This window comes from Chryseobacterium sp., assembly GCF_022869225.1.
Taxonomy (GTDB): domain Bacteria; phylum Bacteroidota; class Bacteroidia; order Flavobacteriales; family Weeksellaceae; genus Chryseobacterium.
The window spans coordinates 1632512-1657533 of record NZ_JALIHL010000001.1 but is presented as its reverse complement, the minus strand read 5'-3'; the positions used below and the strand labels follow the sequence as shown (position 1 = coordinate 1657533).

22 protein-coding genes and 1 tRNA gene are annotated in these 25022 nt (G+C 37.6%); 19 read left to right on the top strand and 4 right to left on the bottom strand.

The features are described 5' to 3' along the window. The first annotated feature begins 16 nt into the window (after nt 1-16). The 14 genes from MUW56_RS07745 (at nt 17) to MUW56_RS07680 (ending at nt 16356) form a co-directional block, all read left to right on the top strand. Complete coding sequence (locus MUW56_RS07745; RefSeq protein WP_292012653.1) at nt 17-496, top strand: lipocalin family protein; 480 nt, start codon at nt 17-19, stop codon at nt 494-496. A gap of 176 nt (nt 497-672) precedes the next feature. Then, complete coding sequence (leuS, locus tag MUW56_RS07740; protein WP_292012652.1) at nt 673-3486, top strand: leucine--tRNA ligase; 2814 nt, start codon at nt 673-675, stop codon at nt 3484-3486. Nucleotides 3487-3726: 240 nt separating this feature from the next. Beyond that, on the top strand, nt 3727-4590 hold the full coding sequence (locus tag MUW56_RS07735; RefSeq protein WP_115928630.1) for a MotA/TolQ/ExbB proton channel family protein: 864 nt from the start codon (nt 3727-3729) through the stop codon (nt 4588-4590). Nucleotides 4591-4651: 61 nt separating this feature from the next. Continuing rightward, complete coding sequence (locus MUW56_RS07730) at nt 4652-5260, top strand: biopolymer transporter ExbD (protein ID WP_292012651.1); 609 nt, start codon at nt 4652-4654, stop codon at nt 5258-5260. Between the two features lie 11 nt (nt 5261-5271). Then, nucleotides 5272-5841, top strand: coding sequence for a biopolymer transporter ExbD (locus tag MUW56_RS07725; RefSeq protein ID WP_292012650.1), 570 nt, complete (start codon nt 5272-5274; stop codon nt 5839-5841). Between the two features lie 26 nt (nt 5842-5867). Continuing rightward, complete coding sequence (locus MUW56_RS07720) at nt 5868-6710, top strand: energy transducer TonB (protein WP_292012649.1); 843 nt, start codon at nt 5868-5870, stop codon at nt 6708-6710. Nucleotides 6711-6788: 78 nt separating this feature from the next. After that, nucleotides 6789-6986 (top strand): DUF308 domain-containing protein, encoded by a 198-nt coding sequence (locus tag MUW56_RS07715; RefSeq protein ID WP_292012648.1) that lies wholly within the window; start codon nt 6789-6791, stop codon nt 6984-6986. Further along, nucleotides 6976-7848, top strand: a complete 873-nt coding sequence (locus tag MUW56_RS07710) for a PstS family phosphate ABC transporter substrate-binding protein (RefSeq protein WP_292012647.1) — start codon at nt 6976-6978, stop codon at nt 7846-7848. Before MUW56_RS07715 ends, MUW56_RS07710 begins: the two co-directional genes overlap by 11 nt. A gap of 92 nt (nt 7849-7940) precedes the next feature. Continuing rightward, nucleotides 7941-9593 (top strand): tetratricopeptide repeat protein, encoded by a 1653-nt coding sequence (locus MUW56_RS07705; RefSeq protein ID WP_292012646.1) that lies wholly within the window; start codon nt 7941-7943, stop codon nt 9591-9593. An 81-nt stretch (nt 9594-9674) separates the two neighbouring features. After that, complete coding sequence (gene bshB1, locus MUW56_RS07700) at nt 9675-10394, top strand: bacillithiol biosynthesis deacetylase BshB1 (protein WP_292012645.1); 720 nt, start codon at nt 9675-9677, stop codon at nt 10392-10394. Nucleotides 10395-10431: 37 nt separating this feature from the next. Beyond that, nucleotides 10432-10508 (top strand) — tRNA-His (locus tag MUW56_RS07695). A gap of 339 nt (nt 10509-10847) precedes the next feature. After that, complete coding sequence (locus MUW56_RS07690; protein ID WP_292012644.1) at nt 10848-11282, top strand: hypothetical protein; 435 nt, start codon at nt 10848-10850, stop codon at nt 11280-11282. 26 nt (nt 11283-11308) lie between these two features. After that, entirely contained in the window at nt 11309-12082 is a 774-nt protein-coding gene (locus tag MUW56_RS07685; protein ID WP_292012643.1) for a hypothetical protein, read from the top strand. Beyond that, nucleotides 11998-16356 carry a DUF4132 domain-containing protein gene (locus tag MUW56_RS07680; RefSeq protein WP_292012642.1) on the top strand — a complete coding sequence of 1453 codons (4359 nt, stop codon included), beginning with the start codon at nt 11998-12000 and terminating at the stop codon, nt 16354-16356. Before MUW56_RS07685 ends, MUW56_RS07680 begins: the two co-directional genes overlap by 85 nt. A gap of 134 nt (nt 16357-16490) precedes the next feature. Here the strand turns inward: MUW56_RS07680 and MUW56_RS07675 are convergent, their stop codons facing one another. Together MUW56_RS07675 and MUW56_RS07670 are read right to left on the bottom strand one after the other, a co-directional pair. Continuing rightward, the gene (locus tag MUW56_RS07675; protein ID WP_027375472.1) at nt 16491-16826 is read right to left on the bottom strand and encodes a DUF3276 family protein; all 336 of its coding nucleotides are present in this window, start codon (nt 16824-16826) and stop codon (nt 16491-16493) included. 99 nt (nt 16827-16925) lie between these two features. Beyond that, nucleotides 16926-18587, bottom strand: coding sequence for an ABC transporter ATP-binding protein (locus tag MUW56_RS07670; RefSeq protein ID WP_292012641.1), 1662 nt, complete (start codon nt 18585-18587; stop codon nt 16926-16928). 91 nt (nt 18588-18678) lie between these two features. Here MUW56_RS07670 and MUW56_RS07665 point away from each other — a divergent pair, with 91 nt between their 5' ends. From MUW56_RS07665 to MUW56_RS07645, 5 genes are all read left to right on the top strand, one after another. After that, on the top strand, nt 18679-19584 hold the full coding sequence (locus MUW56_RS07665) for a transcription antitermination protein NusB (RefSeq protein WP_292012640.1): 906 nt from the start codon (nt 18679-18681) through the stop codon (nt 19582-19584). A gap of 1 nt (nt 19585) precedes the next feature. Next, the gene (locus tag MUW56_RS07660; RefSeq protein ID WP_292012639.1) at nt 19586-20092 is read left to right on the top strand and encodes a DUF1573 domain-containing protein; all 507 of its coding nucleotides are present in this window, start codon (nt 19586-19588) and stop codon (nt 20090-20092) included. A gap of 10 nt (nt 20093-20102) precedes the next feature. Further along, nucleotides 20103-20468: a preprotein translocase subunit YajC gene (gene yajC / locus MUW56_RS07655; RefSeq protein ID WP_292012638.1), complete on the top strand. Its 366-nt coding sequence runs from the start codon at nt 20103-20105 to the stop codon at nt 20466-20468. Nucleotides 20469-20603: 135 nt separating this feature from the next. After that, complete coding sequence (locus MUW56_RS07650; protein WP_292012637.1) at nt 20604-21338, top strand: SDR family NAD(P)-dependent oxidoreductase; 735 nt, start codon at nt 20604-20606, stop codon at nt 21336-21338. A 282-nt stretch (nt 21339-21620) separates the two neighbouring features. Next, complete coding sequence (locus tag MUW56_RS07645; protein WP_292012636.1) at nt 21621-22466, top strand: mechanosensitive ion channel family protein; 846 nt, start codon at nt 21621-21623, stop codon at nt 22464-22466. A gap of 86 nt (nt 22467-22552) precedes the next feature. On the opposite strand, the gene MUW56_RS07640 is transcribed toward MUW56_RS07645, so the two are convergent. Together MUW56_RS07640 and ligD are read right to left on the bottom strand one after the other, a co-directional pair. Then, the gene (locus tag MUW56_RS07640) at nt 22553-23098 is read right to left on the bottom strand and encodes a hypothetical protein (protein ID WP_292012635.1); all 546 of its coding nucleotides are present in this window, start codon (nt 23096-23098) and stop codon (nt 22553-22555) included. A gap of 31 nt (nt 23099-23129) precedes the next feature. Next, nucleotides 23130-25007 carry a DNA ligase D gene (ligD, locus tag MUW56_RS07635; protein WP_292012634.1) on the bottom strand — a complete coding sequence of 626 codons (1878 nt, stop codon included), beginning with the start codon at nt 25005-25007 and terminating at the stop codon, nt 23130-23132. Between the last annotated feature and the right edge of the window lie 15 nt (nt 25008-25022).

The following is a 25022-nucleotide window of genomic DNA, read 5'->3' as shown; positions in this document are numbered from 1 at the left end:
CTTGAAAAATTAATCTATGAAGAAATTAGCACTACTATTTGCCGGTTTATCATTATTTGTAGCTACCGGATGTAATGATGATAAGGATAATGTTATGGAGGCACCACTTGTGGGGGTCTGGCAGCCGATAAAAGAAGTGGTTACCACTGTAGAGGTGGGCGAGCAACCCGTTTCCAATGAGATTGTCTACTCAACCTGTCAAAAAGAATCCAGATGGAGGTTTAATACTGACGTTGCCGGAAAAAGAACAGACTGGGGAGATACAGCTACTCCGGGACAGTGTGCAATTACTTCCGACAAAAATTTCACATATACTTACGATAAAGGTGGTAAAACTGTGCAAATAAAATATCAGGGGATTGTAGAACCTGTTACGGCAAAAGTAATTACCCTCAATGATACGACCCTCAACCTTGCGGTAAGGGAAGAAACTCAGGATCCGACTATATTTCAAACAAGAACATATACTTTCAAGAGAGTTGTCGTACAACAATAAGTATATTTCAACCGATAGAAAAATAGATCTCATCCCAGGATGGGATTTTTTTATTCAGAGAGAAGAGTAATTAATTATAAATTAAATTTTTATTTCTTTTAAAATCATTAATTTTGTGATTCTTGTTAAAAGAAAAACTAACTCAATATTTAAGTCTAACATATAATATATATCAAGTGTTTTACGATCATCAGCAGATAGAAAAAAAGTGGCAGAAATACTGGGAGGAAAATCAAACCTATAAAACCTCCAATAACACAGATAAACCTAAATTTTATGTACTCGATATGTTTCCGTACCCATCCGGAGCAGGACTTCACGTAGGTCACCCGCTGGGATATATTGCATCGGATATCTATGCGAGATATAAAAGACATCAGGGGTTTAACGTTCTCCACCCGGTAGGATATGACAGCTTCGGACTTCCTGCTGAACAGTATGCCATCCAGACAGGGCAGCATCCTGCAATCACGACAGAACAAAATATCAACAGGTATGAAGAGCAGCTGAGAAAAATCGGATTTTCATTCGACTGGAGCAGAGAGGTGAGAACGTCAGACTCTTCATATTATAAATGGACACAATGGATCTTTATCCAGTTGTATCATTCCTGGTATAATAAAAATACAGATAAGGCCGAATCTATTGAGACCTTAATCAAACATTTTGAAGAAAAAGGAACTGAAGGACTAAATGCCAATCAAAATGATGAACTTGCTTTCACTGCAGAAGAGTGGAGTAATGCTTCTGATTTGGATAAAGAAGACATCCTGTTAAATTACCGTCTTGCCTACAGAGCTGAAACTACTGTAAACTGGTGCCCGGCATTAGGAACTGTTTTGGCTAATGATGAGATAAAGGATGGAAAATCTGAAAGAGGAGGATTCCCTGTATTCCAAAAGAAAATGATGCAGTGGAGTATGAGAATTTCGGCTTATTCTGAAAGATTGCTGCAAGGCCTTACCACATTAGACTGGCCACAGCCTTTAAAGGATTCTCAGGAATATTGGATTGGGAAATCTCAGGGCGCTCAGGTGAAATTCCAGGTTGAGGGTCATGATGAAACGATAGAAGTGTTCACGACAAGACCTGATACGATCTTTGGAGCAACTTTTATGGTATTGGCTCCGGAAAATCCTTTGGTAGAAACCATTACTACAGAAGCTCAAAAAGCAGACGTAGATACTTATATTGAAGAAACTTCCAAAAAGACAGAAAGAGACAGGATGGCTGACGTGAAGAACGTGAGCGGTGCTTTCACCGGAAGTTATGCGATCAATCCTTTCAGTAATGAAAAGATGCCGATCTATATTTCAGATTATGTATTGATGGGATATGGTACCGGAGCGGTAATGGCTGTACCTGCCCATGATGAGCGTGATCATAGATTTGCTAAGAAGTTTGACTTAGAAATTAAAAAAGTTGTAGAAACTGAAGAGGATGTTCAGGAGAAATCTTTTGATTCCAAAGACTCTGTTTGTGTAAACTCTGAATTCTTGAACGGCCTGAATTATAGCGATGCGAAGTCAAAAATAATTTCAGAAATCGAAAATAAAGGAATTGGGCACGGAACCACAAACTACAGACAGCGTGATGCTATTTTCTCAAGACAGCGTTATTGGGGAGAACCGGTTCCTATATATTATAAGGATGGAATGCCTTATACATTACCGGTTTCTGCTTTGCCGCTGGAACTTCCTGAAGTTGAAAAATATTTACCGACTGAGGACGGAGATCCGCCATTAGGAAATGCAAAAGAATTTGCCTGGGATGAAGTGAATCAAAAAGTAGTCGCTACGGATTTAGTAGACGATAAAACTATTTTCCCGCTGGAATTATCCACTATGCCAGGCTGGGCAGGAAGCTCATGGTATTTCCTAAGATATATGGATCCTCAGAATGACGGAGAATTCTGCGCAAAGAATCTTTCAGATTATTGGGGGCAGGTAGACCTATATATAGGGGGAAGTGAACATGCAACCGGTCACCTATTGTATTCCCGTTTCTGGAATATGTTCTTAAAGGACAGAGGTTGGATCAATCACGATGAACCTTTCCAGAAACTGATCAACCAAGGGATGATTTTGGGAATGAGTGCATTTGTGTACAGAATTGACGGAACCAACCAGTATGTGTCTAAAAATTTAGCAGCCAATTATCAGACCCAGGAGATTCACGTTGACGTATCCTTATTAAAAGGAACATCCGATGAACTGGATACTGAAGCTTTCAAAGCATGGAGACCTGATTATGCCAATGCTGAGTTTATCCTGGAAGATGGAAAATACATCACGGGCCGTGAAGTGGAAAAAATGTCCAAGTCAAAATACAATGTGGTAAACCCTGATGACATCTGTGAAGAATACGGAGCAGACGGATTAAGACTGTATGAAATGTTCTTGGGACCATTGGAACAATCAAAGCCTTGGAATACACAAGGGCTGAGCGGAGTGTATGGATTCCTGAAAAAATTCTGGAACTTATATTTCAACGGGGAGGTATTTGAAATTTCTGATGAAGAACCTACAAAAGCAGAATATAAAGTTCTGCATACCTTAATAAAAAAGGTTGTCTATGATATCGAAAATTTCTCTTTCAATACTTCAGTATCATCCTTTATGATTGCTGTTAATGAGCTTCAGAAAATAAAATGCAACAAACGCAATATTTTAGAGCCTTTGGCCGTTATCATCTCTCCTTATGCGCCGCACATCTGTGAAGAGCTTTGGAGTTTATCAGGACATGATACCTCTATTGAATTTGAGAAATTCCCGACGTTGAATGAAGAATATCTTATAGAAGATGAAATTGAATATCCGGTAAGCGTAAACGGTAAAATGAAGTTCAAAATTTCGCTTTCAGCTCAATTATCTGCTAAGGAGGTGGAAGATTTGGTGATTTCAAATGAAAAAATGCAACAGATTTTGGAGGGAAAAACCCCTAAAAAAATTATTGTAGTCCCTCACCGTATTGTGAATATCGTAATTTAAAAAAAAATTAACATTGGGAAATTAAAAAAAATGGAGGTCTTATTTTTTTGATTTTTTAACCCAAATGTTAAATTTGAAAAAAATAAATAAAATATTTGAGAATAATTATAAGATCGAAATCGTATTAAATTTTCTTTATTAAAAAAAAGCAAAATGTTTAATTAAGACTCTTGCATTTTAATTAATTTTGCCTTTAATTTACACCCTGTAAAATTTTAAAACAATATAATTTAGTTAAATATGGAAATGAATGTTTCAAAAAATGATGAGCAAGTAGTTGCTAGAAAAGCGGGAGGTTTAAATCCAGCTGTTATTATTCCTATTCTATTTATTATAGGAGTATGTATTTATTTATTCGTTCTTGGTAGCCCAGGAAACTTTAAAGATGCAGATAAACTGGGAAGTGGGTCTGTAGCTTTTTCAAGTGTTGAAGGAAAAGACATTCACCCAGAATCGTTTTTAGGTATTATCTACAAAGGAGGGGTTATTGTACCAATCTTGATTACTTTCATGATTACGGTAATCGTTTTCTCTTTTGAAAGATATTTCGTTCTTGGTAAAGCTGCTGGAAAAGGAAACTTAGACAACTTCGTAGTACAAGTAAGAAGCTTGCTAAACCAAAACAAAATTGACGAAGCTATCGAAGAGTGCGACAGACAACAAGGTTCTGTTGGTAACGTAGTGAAAGAAGGTCTTACTACTTACAAAGCACTTGCTCACGATACTACATTAAATAAAGAGCAGAAAATGGTAGCTCTTAACAAAGCTATCGAAGAAGCGACTACTCTTGAGATGCCAATGCTTGAGAAAAACATGATGATCCTTTCTACTTTAGGTACTGTTGCAACGTTAGTAGCACTTTTAGGAACGGTAATCGGGATGATCAAGGCATTCTTCGCATTAGGTTCAGGAGGTGGTACTCCGGATGCTGCTGCTCTATCTACAGGTATCTCTGAAGCCTTGATCAACACGGCATTAGGTATTGGTACTTCAGCAATCGCTATTATCCTTTATAACTTCTTTACCTCTAAAATTGATGGATTAACTTATAAGATCGATGAGATCTCTATGAGCATCCAACAATCTTTCGCTGAATTCAACTAAGAATTAGCAGGAAATTTGCATTAGCAATTAAAAGAAGTTTAATTAAAAATATTTTATAATAATGGCGAGAGTCAAACCAAAAAGACATGGAGTAGTTACGGACATGACCGCAATGTGTGACGTTGCGTTCCTACTTCTTACGTTCTTTATCTTGACCACTCAGTTTAAAAAACCTGACGTGGAGCAGATCAAACCGCCATCTTCAATTTCGGAAAAATTGCTTCCTGATGCTAGTTTAATGACTATCAACGCTACTCCGGACGGGAAATTCTATTTCCAGCCGGTAGAAAATGCATCAGAAAGAGTTGCTCTTTTGGATAAAATGGGACAAAAGTATGGTATTGCTTTTGACAACAAACAAAAGGCTGCTTTCCAGAAAGTTCAGGCAATTGGAGTTCCAATGAACCAGCTTAAAGGGTACTTGGATATGTCTGAAGATGAGCAGAAAAATTATAAGAGTCCTACAGGTATTCCTATGGACAGTACAAATAAGCAATTAATTGATTGGGTAAAAGAAAGTTTGAGCGTTAATCCTGACTACAAGTTAGCAATTAAAGGAGACGTTACAACTCAGTACCCTAAAGTTAAAGGCCTGTTTGAAGGTTTAAGAGATATTGATTTTCTTAAATTTTGGTTGATTACATCACAAGAAGGTAAACCTAACGAATAATATCGATAGAAATGGCAGAAGTACAAGTACAAGAAAAAGGCGGCAAGGGCGGCAAAGTACGTTCCAAGAAGCAGAGTACCAGAGTTGATATGACTCCGATGGTGGACTTGGGTTTTCTATTGATTACCTTCTTTATGTTCACAACTACATTTAGTAAACCGAATGTTATGGATTTGGGTCTTCCGGCTAAACCTAAAAAAGATCAGCCGAAACCACCTCCAACAGAAATTAAACTTTCTAACTCAATTTCTATCTTATTAGGAAAAAACAATCGAGTATTTTGGCATCAGCAGGATGCTACATCCTTGAATGACCAAAATCTTACGGAAACGACTCTTGATAGAGAGGGAATTAGAAAAGTAATTCAGCAGGCAAAATCTAGAGCTGCAGATCCGAGTAAATTTACTGTGATCATTAAGCCTACTGACGATGCTGTATATAAGAACTTTGTGGATATTCTTGATGAAATGGCAATTACCAAAAGCGAACAGTACGGTGTTACTGATGTGAAGCCTTGGGAAAAAGCTGTTTACGAAAAGAAAATAGGTGGTGCTGCTACTGCACCTGCTGCTACAAAGTAATTTAACCATAAAATTGTTATATATCTATGGCAGATGAAAATGTATACAATCAAAATCTTACTTTAGACGAGATTGTATTTGAAAATAGAAACAAGGAATATGGTGCCTATGATCTTAGACATCAGTATCCAAGACTTCTGACAAAATCTTTTATAATTGGAACCGCTTTGTTTCTTTTAGCAGCTTTGTCACCGTTCATCTATCTTACGATTAAAAATCTTACAGCTCCGCCTAAACAGGAAGTGAAGGCAGATCTTGTAGATATTATCGAAGAAGATCCGATTATCGAGCAGCCTAAAGAAGAAGAACCACCGCCGCCGCCACCTCCACCAAAAGAAGAGGAGAAAATTGAGGTGATCCAGAACGTGGTTCCTGAGCCGGTAAAAGCTCCAAAAATTGAGACTCCACCGCCGCCAATTTCTAAACAGTTAGAAACGACGACGGGGTTACAGAATCAAGAAGGGGTGAAAGCTCCAGCTTATACACCACCACCGCCGCCACCATCTACCGGTACAAAAGCTAGTACTGTAGAAGTGAAAGCGAATAATCCTAACGAAATCTACAAAGATGTAGACCAGTCTGCAGAATATCCTGGAGGTATGGGTGCTTTGAGAAAATTCTTAGGAGATAACTTCGATACTTCCCTAATGGAAGGAGGTGAAGGTCAGCTTAAAGCTAAATTGAAATTCGTTGTAGAAAAAGACGGAACTGTTTCTAACGTTGTTATTGAAGAGAAATCTCCAAATGGCGACTTCAACAGTGAAGCGATCCGTGTAGTTAAGAAACTTAAAAAGTGGACTCCTGCCAAGAGAAATGGGGAAAGCGTAAGATCTTACTATAGCGTACCATTTACAATGAACTTTGAATAATTAGACTTATTTATTCAGAATATAAATAAAAAGAGAAGCATATGCTTCTCTTTTTATTTTTTTTGGTATTTTTGTTACATGATGTTCAATTGGTTATCCCTGGTTACGGGATTGTTTTATATCGTTTTAGGAATTGTAGTAATTGTCTATAAATTCTTTTTTACAATTTTGGAACCCACCATTGCCTATGCATTGGGTGTTGTCCTGATTATTTATGGAATATTCAGGATCTACAGAGCGATTTCAAGAATTAAAAAATCAAGAAATGAAGAATAGTTTTAAGATTGCAGTTGTTTTTATTCTGGGTATCATGCTCGCAGGCTGCAAAAAGGAAGAGAAATCCCCGTCTTATAACAAAGGTGATCTTACAATTTTTACGGACGAGTCTTTTCAAAGTGTTACAGAAGCATTAGCCGAAGGCTATATGATTAATTATCCTGAAACACGAATTAAAGTGGCTACTAAGAAAGAAGATTTAGGTTTTCTGGACCTGCTGAATGGTAAAGCAAAAGTGGTGGTCATGTCCAGAAATCTTACCCCCGAAGAAATAAAAACATATCAGGAAAGAACAGATTTAAAGTTTCTTCCTGCTAAATTTGCTGCGGATGCAGTTGTTTTTGTCGTTCCTAAAGACTCTCCCAAGGAAAGTATTTCAATGGAAGAGATTCAGGCCGGGCTTTTATCAGATAAAAAAGAATTTATTTTTGATGGTACCAATTCCAGTAATCTGAACTTTGTGGCTGAAAAGCTTAAAAAGCAACCTAAAGATCTTCAGTTTTCCATTATTCCGGGAAATCAGAAGATTATAGAGGAATTGAGTAAATATCCTGAAAAAATAGGGGTGGTAGGATTGAATACTTTTAGTCGTCCCTATGATAAAGCTTCTGAAAAGCTTCGGGAAATGGTGAAAGTGCTTCCCGTAGTGGAAAAGGGAAAGCAATATACTGCCGATTTTGAAGGTCTTCGTACCATGAAGTATCCTTTTACCAGGGTTCTTTATTTTATGGCTAATGAAGGTAATTTCAATATTGCTAACGGTTTTATGAGATTTTCATGTACTCACCTGGGACAGAAGATTGTTCAGAAAGAGGGGCTGCAGCCGTATAACCTATATCGCAGAGAGGTACAGATGCGTTAAAAAATATTAAAGTCACAATTTGCCTTTTTAAAAAAAAGTATTTTGGTCTGAAAATTGTGGATAATATAACTCAAAATATTAGAAAATATAAAATGAAAGATATAATGAATATGAATGTAAAAAAGATTGCTTTTGGAGCAGCCGTGGTATTTTTTGCCGGTTTTACCTCTGCACAGACACTGCAGGATGGTATCAACAGTATTGACAGCGATAAATTTGCACAAGCAAAAACGAATTTCACAGACATGATCGCTAAAGAGCCTACTGCTGATAACTACTTCTATTTAGGAAATACTTTCTTAAGACAGGGGGAGCCAGATTATGCAAAGGCTACTGAAAACTTCAACAAAGGAGTAGCGGCTGACGGAAAAAACTATCTTAACAGAATTGGTTTGGCAGCTGTAAAACTTGGAAAAGGGGACAAAAATGCTGTTGCTGAAATCCAGAAAGCAGTAACGGATTCTAGAGAAAAAGATCCTGAGGTATTATTCAGAGCGGCAGAAGCTTTGACCCTATTTGAAAAAAACAGTTCTCCGGACCTTGCTATTCAGTTTTTGAATAAAGCAATTGAAAAAGCAGAGAAAAAAGGAGTTCCTGCACATTACTATTATACATTAGGAGATGCTTACAGATTGAAAAGAATGCCGGGTGAGGCTATGTCTGCTTATGATAAAGCATTGCCGTTAGCTAGAAATAAAGCTTCTGTGTATACAAGAATGGCCACTTTATGGATGGCCGCCCAGCAGTGGCAGCAAGCTAAGCAAAACATTGATAAGGCTATCGGTGTGGATGCTACCTATGCTCCTGCTTATAAAGCGTTAGCTTCTTATGATATCAGATATCAGCAAAATGCAAAGGCAACACAAGATCTTATCAACTACACAAAATATGCTGATGAAGATCCATATACGCAGTTGGAAATTGCTAAACTATATTTTACAAACGAAGATTATGTAAACTCTAAAGCAGTATTAGATAAGATCTTTGATAAAATTGAAGATCCTATCAAGTTCAAATTAAGAGCGTACCAGTCTTATGCTGATGGAAACTATGCTGAAGCAAAACAAAATATGGATACTTTCGTATCTCAGGCAGAAAAAACAAGAATTCAGCCTGCTGATCAGGGTTTACAGGGGCTTATTGCTGCAGGGTTAGCAAAAACAGAAACTGATGCTGCCAAGAAGACTGCATTAATGACTGAATCTCAGCAGAAAATTGCTTTAGCAAAAGCGGCTAAAGATGAGACCATGAAGTGGGATTTAGAGCTAGCTAACATTGCAGGAGGTGGTGCCGCTTCGCAATCAGAAGCTGACAAAGGACCTACCAACCCTACTATTGAAGCTTTGAAAAAACAAGTGGCAGTAAACGCACAGGATTCTGATGCTTTATTTAAGCTGGCTACAGCGTACCAGGATGCTAAAAACTGGAACGGAGCCATCCTTACCTGGCAGAAGATGACAGCTCTTCTTCCTGACTGGGCTCCTGCTTATTACAGCCAGGGGTATTCTTACCAGCAGGCAGGAAATAACGAAGCTGCAAAAATTGCTTATGAAAAATTTATCAGTACCGTAAAACCTGCTGAGCAGGAAGCCAACAAGCAGACTCTTGCCTATGCTTATTTTGCTGTAGCTTATATGAACAAAGACTCTGATGTGGCAAAAGCTAAAGATTATGTAGCGAAGTCTTTACAGCTTGATCCTACTTATCAGGATGCTGTAAAACTTAATGCAGAAATCAATAAATAATTTAAAATTTAAATTATAGATATTAAAACTTCCCATCCGTAATGTTTGGGAAGTTTTTATTTTAAAACTATCTTTGACTCTATGAAAACTGATATACTTGCTTTTGGAGCTCATCCTGATGATGTAGAATTGGGATGTGGAGGGACTATTGCCAAAATGGTCTCAGAAGGTAAAAAATGTGTTGTTGTAGACCTTACCAGGGGAGAACTGGGGACAAGAGGTACAGACGAAACAAGAAAAGCAGAAGCTGCAGATGCCGCTAGAATCTTAGGTCTTTCCGCAAGGGAGAATCTGGGAATGAAAGACGGATTTCTTGTCAATTCTGAAGAATATCAAATGAGAATCGTAAAAATGATCCGCAAATACCGCCCGGAAATCGTATTAGCCAATGCTATTGATGACAGGCATCCGGATCATGCAAAAGGATCGAAATTAGTGTCAGATGCATGTTTCTTGTCCGGGCTGAGAAAAATTGAAACGGTACTGGAAGGGGAAACGCAGGAAGTATGGAGACCCAAGCATATTTTCCATTATATGCAGTGGAAGGATGTTATACCAGAATTTGTAATTGACATTTCAGGATTTCTTGACATAAAATTGGAAGCCTGTATGGCTTACAAAACCCAGTTTTATGATCCGGATTCCAAAGAACCCGAGACTCCGATTACCACAAAAGACTTTTTTGAGAGTTTAAGTTATCGTGCACAGAATTTAGGGCGGTTATCGGGAGTTACTTATGCTGAGGGCTTTACGACAGAAAAATTAATTGCGATGAAAAATTTTGAAGGAATTGTTTGTTAGTTAGGAAAAATGTCCTATATTTGCACTCAGAAAAACGGTGATTGTAGCTCAGTTGGTTAGAGCGTCGGATTGTGGTTCCGAAGGTCGTGGGTTCGAGACCCATCATTCACCCCAAGAAAGTACACTTTTTTAAAGTGTACTTTTTTATTTTATCCCCATTTCGACCAGAAATAAGACTGATTTTTGTATTGCTTCCGGGAAGCTTTTTCTCACGATCCATTCATATTCCCCACGCCAGCATCCAAAAATGGCATTGCCAGTTGCAGAGTAACCTTTATTGTCGGGGCTAATGACCGAATCTTAGTCATAATCCAGTATTAAAAATATCCATCTACATTTGAAACTCACTTGCGAAGCCAATTTACCATTGACTCCTTTCCTTGATATTCGTAATCTCAATTTGATCTAATAACAAAGGGAATTTTACTATATTTAATCACACTAAGTTCAAATATGGAAATAAAAGTCACTGTAAAGCAGCTGGGGAAAAAATACCCTTTTCTTTCGGAACAAATAATCGAGATCGCTTACGAAGAGGTCAATATCACTTTAGAAAATTTATTAAAACTAATCGTTCAGCAGCAAGTAGAGGAGTTCAATTCAAAATCTTTTGAGCTGGAAGAGGAAGACTATCCTAAAATTCCTAAGGATAATTACCTGAATGTACTCACAGATACCGGTAAAGTAGGTTTCGGAAGCATCTATAATCTCAATAAGGCAGACTTGCAAAAAGCACAGGAAAATGCCATTCAGGCTTTTGAAGACGGTATATTTGCTGTGTTTTACAATGAAGAGCAGCTTGAAAGGCTTACCCAAACCATAGATCTGAGTCTAGAACATACATTTACATTGATCAGGCTTGCATTTCTTGCAGGAAGTTATTGGTAAACAAATTATACTAAGTAATAAAATACATGGAAATCACAAAAAAATTAGAATCGAAAAAACTTGTCAAAAATTATTATGAAAAACTAAGGAAGGATCTCGTAGAACAGGCTGAAAAGGGAATGTCTACACAGGTTTTTCCGGATAAACCTATGCTTAAGAAAGAAGTGGCAGAATTAGGTTTGTTCTTAATGGGAAAGACAAATTATTATCAGGCAATGACTCTGGGTTCAAAAGAAGCAGAGAAACTGAAAGCATATATAAAACCTGATATTTGGGAAGATGCGGATTATTATAACTTATTGGCTTACTATTTTGGAGAAAATGCTGATCTGGTAAAATACGCATGGAATAAAATGCCTTACAAAATGTATCAGATGAGCTATACCCGTCGTTCGTTCCGGGCTCCTCATAATGAAAGATATGTGCTGATGAATCAGGTCAATCTGGTAAGAGAGCTGTTGCGGGCTCCTAGCATTTATTCTTATAATAGCAATGATCAGAATTATGATCTATCATTGGAAGAACAGATTATATATGACAATGAGCTGGCAAATAATCCGAGTCAGTTCTATGTTTGGTCGGCTGCTATTGATACAGGGAATACAGCCATCTATCAATTAATTGAAGATATTATTTTAATAAACATACAGAGGGAAAGGTTTCCAGAAATATCATTAAGGCTTTACTCAACAGTGAAAAGAAGCATTGTTGGGAATTGGTTGAGAAGCTTTTACTGGCAGCCCAACGGCAGGAGGGCTTGCGGCAAACCATTCTGGAAGCTCTGGATGAGACCAGTATAGGAGCTTTGAAATATATGACCAACGTGATTGTGGAACATAAGCTTACCCGTTTTTCATCCGTTGTACGTGCCATAGATACGTGGACTGGATTAGGATGGGAGACGGAAAAGGAATCAGTCGTAAAGAACATTGTATCGTTGGCCCATACTTACTTCAGCAATCCGGAGCTTGTTCCGGACGCCATTAAAAGTAAGAATAACAATGAAGTGTATATGGCACTTTGGGTACAGGGCGTATGGGATGTGGATAAAACGGTGCCTTACTTACATCAATTGTTTGACAAAGGAAGTGTAGAGAAGAAATGTCTTGCGATAAAATTTGCCGCGGAAACCGGTGATCCCTATATTCAAATGCCTTTGTATTATAAGGCCGTGCTGGAGGGAAATTTAGAGGTATTGGCATTTGCAGGAAGCCACATGTCGGAATTATTAGGGGCTAATACAGATTCAAAATTCTTTATCAATAATGCAGATTATCCGGATTTCTTTGAAAAACTGCATGAACTTACATTGAAGATAGATACTAAAGAAAAGAAATTTGAAGGGAAAATATTCTCTTGGCTTAATGCCACTTTTAGGAAAAGCGATTTGTATGCCTCCATGTTTTATTTGGTAGGAGAAGACAGTCACAAGCTGGATACAGTTTTGTCATATTTTGATCAGTTTGACCTTTCATTACGTGAATTATTGACCCGGAATATTTTAGGTGAGTTTTACTGCTATTCCCTTTCCTACGGATTAGGAAAAAAGAAAAAAGCAGTAACTCCTTTCCAAAAGGAATTTGCTTTTAAAATTATAAAAGACAGAGGAGAATCATTGATTGCCTCAGGAATTAATATATTGCTTCAAGATCCTTTAACTAAGGAGGAAATCATGACTTTCTTTGATCTGTTTAAAAGAAAGGGCGGTGTACTCCGTAAAAAGCTTATAGAACTTGTGACAGAGCAGGAAGATGAAGTTATAACCCCATTAGTTGAAGAATTAATGACTAAAGGAGATGTGGAACAGAGAGCTGCCTCCCTGGATATGATGCTTCAGCTTCAAAAAGGAAAGAGGCTGTCTTCTCAGATTAGCCGCTGGACGCAACAATACGCTGAAAGGTCAAAAATTTCAGAAAGGGAAAAAGGGTTACTGGAACAGATTAATCCGTCAGGAGATCAAACAATCCTTTCCGCTGAAAACGGATTCGGGTTTTATGATCCTTCTGCAATATCAGAGTATTCATTACCCAAGGTAGAGGCAAATTCAATATATGCGCAGGCAACCCAAAATGATAAGTATGGTTTTACGATATCCATTGATCAGATAAAAGAAGAATTAAAAAAGCTCAGTGATCTATTCCTGCAGCATAAAGACCATGAATACGAGTCAGAAGAATGGGATGGCTCTGTAAGTAAAGTATTAATGGGAAATACTTTTCGAGAGCTAAAACGAAATACTGAAGGTTTTACCCCTCAGCAGCTGGCCGGAAATTATCCCCTGCATGAAGTATGGAAACAATGGTTTAAAAATTCAGGAATGCTGCCGAGGGATCTATTTTTGTTAACATTTGCTGAAAGTTGTGACCGGAAAGTCTTTAGGAATTTTCTGGAAGACTATGTGTTCTATCATAAAGAGATCATCCCTAACCCGGCAAAAGGGAGTTATTACTGGGAGAATCCTATCATTCGGATCCTTGGTTCATTGAAGCATATATTCGTATTTGAGGAAGCTACAGACTTTTTAATAGATGCCTGCAGTACACTGTTTGCCAATCTTCCTGAGGATATTATTAACTATAAAGGAAAAGACAGCAGAGAATATTATTATCAAAACGAGAGAGGAAACGGCTGGCAGCAGCTAGGTTTTTTTGATGTGTTTTTAAGAGCTATTCCAATAAAGAATCTTACAGATGAGCAGTACATCAAGCAATGGAATTTATACCGATGGATGCAGTACAATGGTCTGGAAGAATATATAAAAACTACCGTTCCCCCATTTTATTTATTCTGTAAGGCTTATGCGCTTAACGTAATTACCAAAGGTAAATTATATGAGGGAATTCTTACGGCAGATTCTGCAATCAGAGATCTTACCACAATTAAATTCAATCATTATCATGAAAAATATGTAGAATTATTTCCTTTCCTGAAATCTATGATTGAAGAAATTCAGGATAAGTTTCTGGATATAGAGCTGATTCGTGGAGATGCCAATACTACGGTTTCACACTTTGTACAGCAGTTTCAGTCTATATATGGAACTCATCGTTTCGTTCAGATTTTGAAAGGACTGGGCAAATCAGGATTGTATGCCAATTACATATACAGCTATGGAAACGAAAGTATGACCAGGCAAAAATTATTTTCCTGGCTTATTTCCAACTGCTATCCGCTAGAAGGCGATACCCAAAAATCATTTAATGAAATCATAAAAAAGGAGAAGATTTCAGAACTTCGTTTAATACAGGCGGCGGTGTATGCTCCGCAATGGCAACAGTTTATAAGTAGTTATTTAGGATGGAAAGGATTGGATTCAGCGATCTGGTGGATGCATGCCCATACCAAAACCGGTGCCTATGAAGCGCAAAATGCAAAACTGGAAAGTGAAGTTGCTAAATATTCATCCGTAGATATTCAGGAGTTTAAAGACGGTGCTGTGGATAAAGATTGGTTCACAAAAGCCTACAAAGAGCTCGGTAAGGCCCGCTGGGAAATGCTTTATGAGTCTGCTAAGTATATATCTGACGGAAATGGACACCGAAGGGCCAGGCTTTATTCTGATACCCTGGCAGGAAGCTTAAAAATAAAGGAGGTCACTGCAAAAGTAAAGGATAAACGGGATCAGGATTATCTTCGTGTCTACGGACTGGTGCCTTTAAGTAAATCCAATCCTGAGAAAGATGTTTTGAACCGGTATGAATACATACAGCAGTTCAAGAAAGAAAGCAAGGAGTTTGGTTCTATGAAGCAGGCGAGTGAGGCCTTGGCTATCCGGGTAGCCTTGGAAAACCTTGCCAGAAATGCCGGTTATCCTGATCCTATAAGGTTAACCTGGGCCATGGAAACCAAGCAAATTCAATCGCTCTTATCAAAGGATACTCAGATTACCATTGATGGGGTTACGGTAGGCTTAATTATCGAAGATCATGGAAAGGCTGAATTAGTAGTATTCAGGGAAGACAAGCAATTAAAATCCATTCCGCCGAAGATCAGGAAAGATAAAGCAATTGTTGAATTGGGAAATAACCGTAAGATCATGCGTGAGCAATGGACCCGTTCCCGAAAAGGGCTGGAGGAAGCAATGATAAGGGGTGATGAATTTTTTTTAAAAGAGATCAAGACCCTTTTTGAACATCCTGTAATTGTAAAGCATCTGGAAAAGCTTGTATTTATTACCAATGATCAGAAAACAGGTTTCTTCCATGATGGAGGTTTGGTAAATGCTCATGGTGAAATTCAGGAATTGAGTGAAGAGAGCACCCTACGTATTGCCCATTGTGCAGATCTGCATCAGCATTCTGTTTGGAGTGATTATCAACATTATTGTTTTACAGAAAAACTTGTACAGCCATTCAAGCAGATATTCAGGGAATTATATGTTCCTACACCGGATGAATTAAAGGAGAAATCCGTGTCACGCCGGTATGCAGGACATCAGATTCAGCCAAAACAAACCTTGGCGCTGCTTAAAACAAGAGGCTGGAAAGTGGATTACGAAGAGGGATTACAGAAAGTATATCATAAGGAAGGCTTCCAGGTGAAGCTTTATGCTATGGCAGACTGGTTTTCACCGGCCGATGTGGAAAGTCCGACCCTGGAAACCATAGAATTCCATTCATTAAAGGATTATAAGAATATTCCGTTTGAAGAGATCAATCCAAGGTTATTTTCAGAGGTAATGCGAGATATTGATCTGGTTGTTTCAGTAGCGCATGTAGGAGGTGTAGATCCTGAAGCAAGCCATTCTTCTATTGAAATGAGGGCTGTATTAATGAAAGAAACAGCACGTTTATTTAAGTTGGAAAATGTAAGTATTGAGGGCTCGCACGTGCTTGTGAAAGGTCAAATGGCGGAATATAGCGTGCATTTGGGAAGTGCTGTAGTACACCAGGTTCCAGGCAGATCTCTGTCCATACTACCTGTTCATTCCCAGCACAGAGGAAGATTGTTCTTACCTTTCGCAGATGATGATCCAAAATCAGCTGAATTATTATCCAAGGTCTTATTGCTGGCCAGGGATAATGAAATAAAGGACCCGACAATTCTCTCACAGATAAAGAGGGAATATGTATAAAAATAAAAGGTGTGCTTTTCAAAAAAGTACACCTTTTTATTTTATCTCTATGTTTTTAATAAGAGTGAATACTTGCTTTCAGGGCATAAAAAAAGCATCATTTTTCAGATGCTTGTGTTTTTAGATATTCTTTTTTAAACTTCGTCGTCAGAGTCGATTGTGAAAGATCTGCTCTTGAAGTCTTTGTCATGTTTTTCTGAAATTACATCCTCACCCTTTTCATTAATGATGAAATCTGTGGACTCATTAAACATCTCCTGGAAACTTTTAAAATCTTCCTTATAAAGGTAAATTTTGTGCTTCTCGAATGTAGCTTCCCCATTCTCTCCGAAATTCTTCTTACTTTCAGTAATGGTAAGATAATAATCTCCTGCTTTCGTCTCGCGCACATCAAAGAAATAAGTTCTTCTCCCTGCTTTTAACACCTTCGTGAAAATCTCATTTTCATGGCGTTCCTTGTATTCACTCATTGTTAGATATTTTTTAATCTTGTTAAGAACAAATATAAAAGTTTTCTTTTAATCACAAAATTTTTTTTATGATTTATTTAACAATTGAGAACGAAACGGCTAAGCGGTTACAGAATTGGCAATTTCTGTAAGGTTGATAATTTTGTCTGCTTTTTGGGCGCTAGACTCTCTGTGCGTGATAATTATGGAGGTTGCGTTGTTGATTTTTTTATCAATATTTTCAAGAATATTCTGCTCTGTTTCTGTATCTAAAGCAGATAAAGAATCATCAAAAATAATGATATTGGGGTCCTTTATCAGGGCTCTGGCGATGCAGATTCTCTGCTTTTGCCCTCCGGAAAGCATGACTCCGCGTTCACCTACCAGTGTTTTATATTGCTCTTTAAATTCAACAATATTTTTGTGAACGTCTGCTATCTGAGCATATTCCACCACTTTTTCATGGGATGGATGATCAATGGCAAAGCCAATATTATTTTCTATAGAATCAGAGAATAAATAGCTTTCCTGGGGGATATAGCCTATGAAATTTCTGTAATTCTCCAGATTGTGCTCTTTAAGGTCTTTACCGTCAATTAAGATCTCACCTTCCGTAGGATCGATGAGTCTGCATAACAGCAGGGCTATGGTAGACTTACCGCTTCCGGTTTTACCCATTATGGCAAGAGATTCGCCTGCGTTGATGGTAAAGCTTAAATTATCCAAAGCCTTGATCCCCGTGTTCGGATAAACATAAGAAACATTTCTGAATTCGATATCTCCTTTAATAGGATAGTTTTCAAAGTTAGTATTGACGATCTCCGATTTTTTATCCATAAATTCATTGATCCTCTGCATAGAAGCTTCTGCTCTCTGATTAACAGAAGTTACCCATCCTACCATTGAAAACGGGAAAATCAAAGTATTTATATACATGAAGAAATCTGCAATTTTACCGATACTTAACTGGCCTGCAATATATTTTCCTCCGCCGATCCAGATGATGGCAACATTCAGTAATCCTATTACAAATAAAATGATGGTAAAGAAATAGGCTTCTGTTTTAGCAAGATCCAGTGCTTTGTTTTGATAGTCAGTTACTTTGATGCCGTAGTTCTTCTCAATGTATTTTTCTTTGGCGAAGAATTTCACCACACGGATCCCCGAAAAGCTGTCCTGTACAAAAGTTGAAATAGCGGACTGGCTTTTCTGCATGATCTTCGACTTTTTATTGATGATCGAACTTACCTTATAAATAGCGTATGACAAAATAGGAAGAGGCAACAGGGTCCATAATGTCATTGAAGCATCTGTTTTCACCATATAGATAGCGGTGATCAGAACAAGAACAACCAGATTGGCTACATACATGACTCCGGGGCCCAGATACATTCTTACAGCAACAACGTCTTCACTTAATCTGTTCATTAAATCTCCAATTGTTGTTTGCTTGTAATCCGTTAAAGATAAATCCTGATAGTGTCTGTAGATTTTATTTTTAAGTTCATACTCAATTCTTCTTGAGGCCACAATGATGGTTTGTCTCATCATAAAGGTGAAGAACCCAGTCAAAAGTGAGCAGCCAACAATGATGGCAACATAAATAAGAACCTGATGATTAAAACCGAGATTCCCATTTTTAGTAAGTTCATCCACAGATTTACCTACAAACTGAACTTTATAAATATTGAAAAAATTACTGGCAATGATAAATAATACCCCCCAAAACAAAAGTATTTTATGTTTCCAAAAATAAGGGTTTAAGGTTTTTAGCGCTTCCATATAGTTTGACAAAATTACAAAAATGTCATCATACTACGAATTTCATCAATTTTAAATTTTGTATCTTTGCAGGCATAAAAAAGCTCTTTGAATGTTAGGAAGACGACAAATCCGTGAAAAAGTGGTACAAACAGTGTATTCGTACTATCAAAACCCTGTAAAGTTTGATGTTTTAGAGAAAAACATGTTCGCTGGAATAGAGAAAATCTATTATCTTTACATCTATCAGCTCAATTTTTTGGTGGCTCTGAAAGAACTGGCAGAAAACCAGATTGAAATTGGGAAGAATAAATTCCTTAGAACTGATGCAGATCTTAATCCTAACCAAAAATTCATCAACAACCAAGTATTAATTAAGCTGGAAGAAAATCCTGAGAGATTATTTTTCACAGGTCAGCATAAGCAATTGAAGTGGGACATGCATGATGATTTGTTGGTGAAAACTTTCCAGAGAATTACTGCAGGGAAGCGTTATCAGGATTTCATGAAAGAAGATGGATATTCTTTTGAAGAAGATCAGAAGTTTATTGGGAAACTATTCTTAAGATATATTGCTGAAAATGATGATTTTCATGATTACTTAGGAGATAAGGAACTTTCATGGTATGATGATATTCATATTGCCAATTCAATGGTGCAGAAAACAATTGGCTTCCTGAGAGAAGATGAAGAAAGCAGAACTTTAATTAAAATGATTAAAGATGAAGATGATAAAACTTTCGCAGCCAAATTGTTAAGAGATACTCTGAACAATTGGGAAAACAACGAAAAGAAACTGGAAGAAAGACTTGAAAACTGGGATTTGGAAAGAGTTTCTTTAATGGATAAAGTAATTTTGTCAACTGCAATAGCAGAACTTGATAACTTTGCGTTCACCCCTTCAAGAGTCATTATTAACGAATATATTGAAATTGCAAAAGTATTTGCTACAGACCGTTCCAATATCTTCATTAATGGTATTTTAGATAAATATTGTAAAGATCAAAATAGAATATAAAATGAAAAAGACGTTATCAATTATCGCCTTGTCAATCATAGGCTTTGGTTTAGTTTCATGTAAAAAAGAGAACAAAGAAACTCAAAGCGCTGAAACTGTAGCCGCTGATTCTACAGCTGTTGCAGCTCCGGTAACTGCAGACTCTACAGCAACTCCTGCAACAGGTGAAGCTGCTGCTCCTGCCTCTAACCAGCCCTCTACATCTATCGCCTTATCTGAAAGCAACTTCGATTTCGGAAAAATCAAAAAAGGAGATAAAGTAGAACATGTGTATGAAGTAACCAACACAGGAAAAAATCCGTTGGTTATCTCTGAAGTAAAGCCTGGATGCGGATGTACTGCTCCTGATTTTACAAAAGAACCAATCATGCCGGGTAAAAAAGGGAAAATCACACTGCACTTTGATTCTTCAAATTTCGACGGAAACGTTCAGAAATATGCTGATGTATATGCAAACGTAGAGAAAGCTCCAATCAAATTAACGTTCACTGCGAACATTCAACCGTAATTTTTAAAATATGTTGACATTATTTTTACAGGCACAGCCGCAAGGATCATCATCGATGATGCTGATCATGATGGGGGTGATGTTCGTAGGGTTTTATTTCCTGATGATAAGACCTCAGATGAGAAAGCAGAAGCAGGAGAAAAACTTTCAGGAAACCCTGAAGGTAGGAACAAGAGTTGTCCTTACATCCGGACTTCACGGAAGAATTGCCCAGGTTCAGGATGATGGCTTCGTGATCGAAACGTTATCCGGAAAACTGAAATTTGAAAAAGCTGCGGTTTCAAGAGAAATGACCGAAAGCCGTTTCGGAGATAAAGCAAAAGCTGCGGAGAAAACAGCTGATAAAAAAGAAACAGAAACTGAAGAAAAAAAATAATTCAGTCTCAAAATATGATGTTGCGGCGGGTGAACGAAGTTCACCCGCCGCAACTTTTTTATGCAATATACTTGGTAGGCCTTGTGAAAGTTACTGTAAAATCTGTGTTTTGAAAAAAGAAATTATCTTTGTCTTATGGATCAAAACACAAATAAAAGCGTTCTCATTTTAGGGGCCAATTCCGATGTCGCAAAACAATGTATCAGGCAGTATACTGCAAAAGGATTTTCAGTAATCGCTGCTTCAAGGAATACAAAATCTTTAGAAGATTTTATTTCCGCCAGTCATCTGGATCATTCAAAAGTTACGGTCTTATATTTTGATGCTGCAGATTTTGATTCCCATCAGAATTTTTATGATACCCTTCCCGTAAAACCTCATATTGTTGTGTATGCTGCCGGTTTTTTAGTAGATCATCAAAAAGCATTGACTGATTTCAAAGGAGCAAAACAAATGATGGAGGTCAATTATATGGGTGGTGTTTCTATCTTAAGCATTATTGCTATGGATAAAAGCAATACAAACTTGGAAAGAATGATTGGACTGTCCTCTTTATCAGGGGTAAGAGGCAGAAAAAGCAATTTTGTATATGGAAGTACAAAAGCTGCATTTACACAATATTTAGCAGGTTTGAGACAAGAGCTTGCTCCCAGGAAAATTATTGTCAATGCCTTAGTGATCGGATATATCAGGACCAAGATCAATGAAGGATTGGAACTGAATGAATCTTTGATCATGGAGCCTGATTATGTTGCGGAATTTGTGGTTAACGCGGGAAACTCTTTTACCATTGTTCCTAATTTCAAATGGAAAATCATTTACCATATTTTAAGGCTTTTACCCGAAAGTTTAGTCGCAAGACTGCCATAAGATTTATTATTTTTAAGTTCGGTATCCTCTTTGCTATTAACACCCCGAATTATTTCTTCTTAGCAAGATCCGGTTACTAAAATGATCATTGAGTACAGCTGAACAGTCCTGTTCTGCTATTCAATTTATTTTGATATAATAACTTTACTTTAATCCTGAAGGATTAAGGCTGATTTCTTTTGGCAGTACCTGATATTTTTACTCCATCTCATTTTTTTAATCGTGCTATTCATGGAAATTTAACAGCATCTCGCACATAACACATTAAAATAAGTAGTATAAATGGACGATTTAGAATTGAACAACATTCAGCAGCATTGGGATACTTTACTCTCTTCAGTAATCTCATGGGCTCCGAGAGTGATTACCGCTGTCATATCAGCAGTATTGATCTACCTTATTGGATCATGGCTGATAAGAATGATTAAGAAGCTTGTTGAAAAAGCTTTTAAAAAACGTAATATGGAGGCTTCCTTACAGCTTTTTCTTTTAAATATCATAAACTGGGGGCTTAATATCCTATTGTTTATTGTGGTAGTTACCCAACTGGGGGTACAGACTTCCGCATTTGTTGCGATGATAGGTGCAGCAGGATTAGCGGTAGGACTGGCTTTACAGGGTTCATTGACAAACTTTGCAGGAGGAATACTTATTTTACTATTAAAACCATTTAAGATAGGCGATTTTATTTCTACGAATAGCGGTGTTTCAGGAACAGTACAGGCAATAGATATTTTTCATACGAAATTGATTACTCCGCAAAACCAGTTGATTGTGATTCCGAACGGGGTGGTTTCCAACAACAGCATTACCAATTTTACCCAGTTGGGAACACGCAGAACATCACTGGATATCGGTGTTGCTTATGATGCAGATCTCAGAAAGACCAAAGATATTTTGATGAATGTCATTAAAAATAATCAATATGCTCTTTCCACACCGGCGCCGCAGGTCGTGGTGACAGAATTGGGAGACAGTGCCGTGAATGTATCGGTAAGGGTGAGTACTTTCACAGAAAACTTCTGGGCCATGAATGAAGAACTGATCATCAGCTGTAAAGAAGCCCTGGATCAGGCGGGAATTTCAATTCCTTTTCCACAGAGGGATGTGCATGTTTACAATACATAACAGATTATCCTGGATTCATAAAAAAACTCCTGCATTCGTTGACAATGCAGGAGTTTTTTTATTGGGAAGTTCCAGGCAGGAAATCTTTATTTTTCTTTATGAGAATACTGCTGAATAAAATCCAGTAAAGTTTTATATTCATTCTCTTTAAATTCAGGCTTTGTAAAAATAAATTTGATCCTCTTATCAAGCATCGTTAAAATAAGGTATTTATCAACAAGCTTATAATTTGTTTTTTCCCATATACATTCTATTGTTGTAAATGGAGTTTTAACGGTAATACTATCCGGGTGAAGTGCGATATCACTAATTTCATCTTTTTTCTTTTTAAAATCATCAATATGCTTTTTTGTTAAATTATAGGTTTTCTTTTTACTGCCGAAATATTGATACAGAAGCAAAGAAGTATACCCCACAAAAATAAATGCACCATATCTGAAAATAACAGAAACAGGTCCGAGATCAATTGCTTTTAAAGGCACAAAACCTACTATCAGAAACAGAACTGTATATAAAGCCGCCTTTTTGGTTTCAGCCAAATGCTTTTGCCAGGTATATCGGAAAAAGAAGGTCTGATTTTCCCATTCCGTCTTTTCATTAAAGTATAACTGCAGTCTGATTGATTCGTCCATAATTAAAAATTTGCGGACAAAAATATTGAAATTATTCAAGATTCTGCAATGCTTCCAACGCCTTCATCATATCAATTCCTTTTCCCAGAACAGGTTTAAATAAGTCTCCCTTTTCCTTAATTCTGTTCAATGCATTTTCAATCGTAAAATCAGTAGGTTTCAGCCCTGGTTTCAGTTCATCCCATTCCAAAGGCATGGAAACAGAGGCCCCTTGCTTTGGTCTCAGGCTGTAGGCGCTTGCCAAAGTCTGTCCGGTCCTGTTTTGAAGGTAATCCAGATAGATTTTATTGCTCGCTCTTTTCTGTAAACTCCTTTCCAGCGTGGTGATCTCCGGTAGCTTTTCATTCACTTCCTTCATCAGAATATGAGCAAAATCCTTTACCTGGTCAAAATCGTACTTCCCGCCCATAGGAATGTAAATATGAATACCGGTGCTTCCGGACGTTTTGCAGTATCCTTTTATTGTAATAGCTTTTAACACCTCATTTACCTGAAGAGCGGTCTCAATTACCTCATCGAAAGTATTTTTTGGGGAGGGATCAAGGTCCAGAACCAAATAATCCGGATGCTCCAGGTCAGGCAATGAACTGTTCCATGGATTGAGATCAATACAGCCTAAATTATTAAGGTAAGCCAGGGTTGCCTTGTCATTACAGTAAATATAATCAATGTATTTATCATTGGATTCAGAATAGACCTGTGTCGTTTTTATCCAGTCCGGAATATGATCTCCTGCGTCCTTCTGGTAAAAACCCTGTTCCTCAATCCCGTTGGGAAAACGGTTAAGAGACAACGGACGATTCTTAAGATGAGGCAAAATATATTCAGCGACCGATTGATAATAGGTGATTACATCTCCTTTGGTAATCCCGTCTTTCGGGAAATAAACTTTGTCCTGATGGGTAAGTTTTACAATATGTTTGTTCAACGTAATTTCCGTTTCTTTTTCAGAATTTTTTACTTTTTTTGAAGATGTTTTAGCTTTCATTCCTTTAGATTTTTCGTGTTGAATATTCGTCGGGCTTTTAATTTCTTCCGGTTCTTTATCTTCGCGGATGGCTATAAAAACAGGATGTCTGAAGATCCCTTCTTTAGTGATTTCAGAATATTTAATTTCACAGACCAGTTCAGGCTGGGTCCACGTTACCGGCATATTGGTTTTAGGAACGGTTTCAAATGGTGAAGTTTTGACAATCAGTTTCTGAAGTCTTTGGTAAAGCCGTTGTAAAGAGGCTTTATTGAATCCTGTTCCCGTATGTCCGCAGTAAGTCAGCTGATGATCAATATATTTTCCCAGAATCAAGGCTCCGAAACCTTCCCGGGAACCTCTCGGTTCAGTAAAACCACAAATAATGGCTTCATCTGTATTGGAAAATTTGATCTTTAGCCAGTCGGTGGTTCTTTGATTTTCAATGTATAGACTGTCCGCTCGCTTGGCAATCATTCCTTCCAGCTTCATTTTTTTCATCTGTTCAAAAAACTCAATCCCTTTTTCAGGAATATGATCACAGTATTGAATGGTATCGGTTTCAATCAAAGCTTCCTTTAAAAGTTCTTTTCGCTGTACAAGCGGAAGCTCCTCCGTAGAATGGCCGTTCAGCCACAGAAGGTCAAAAACCTGGTAAACAAGAGCCGGATTACGGAGATCACCGATTTGTTGTAACAACTGGAAATTAGGCTTTCCCTGATCATCATAGACTACAAGCTCACCATCCAGGATCATTTGTTGTTTCTGTTGTTCAAAATCCCGGACAACTTTGTCAAATTTCGATAAGAATGAAATCCCGTTCCGGGAGTAGAAGAGCGGCTCATTTTTGCTTAGGTCAGCAATTGCCCTGTAGCCGTCCCATTTTATCTCGAAAACCCAGTCTTTGTCATCAAAAGCATTTTCTGAGAGCTTAGCCAGCATGGGTTTGATAAAGGT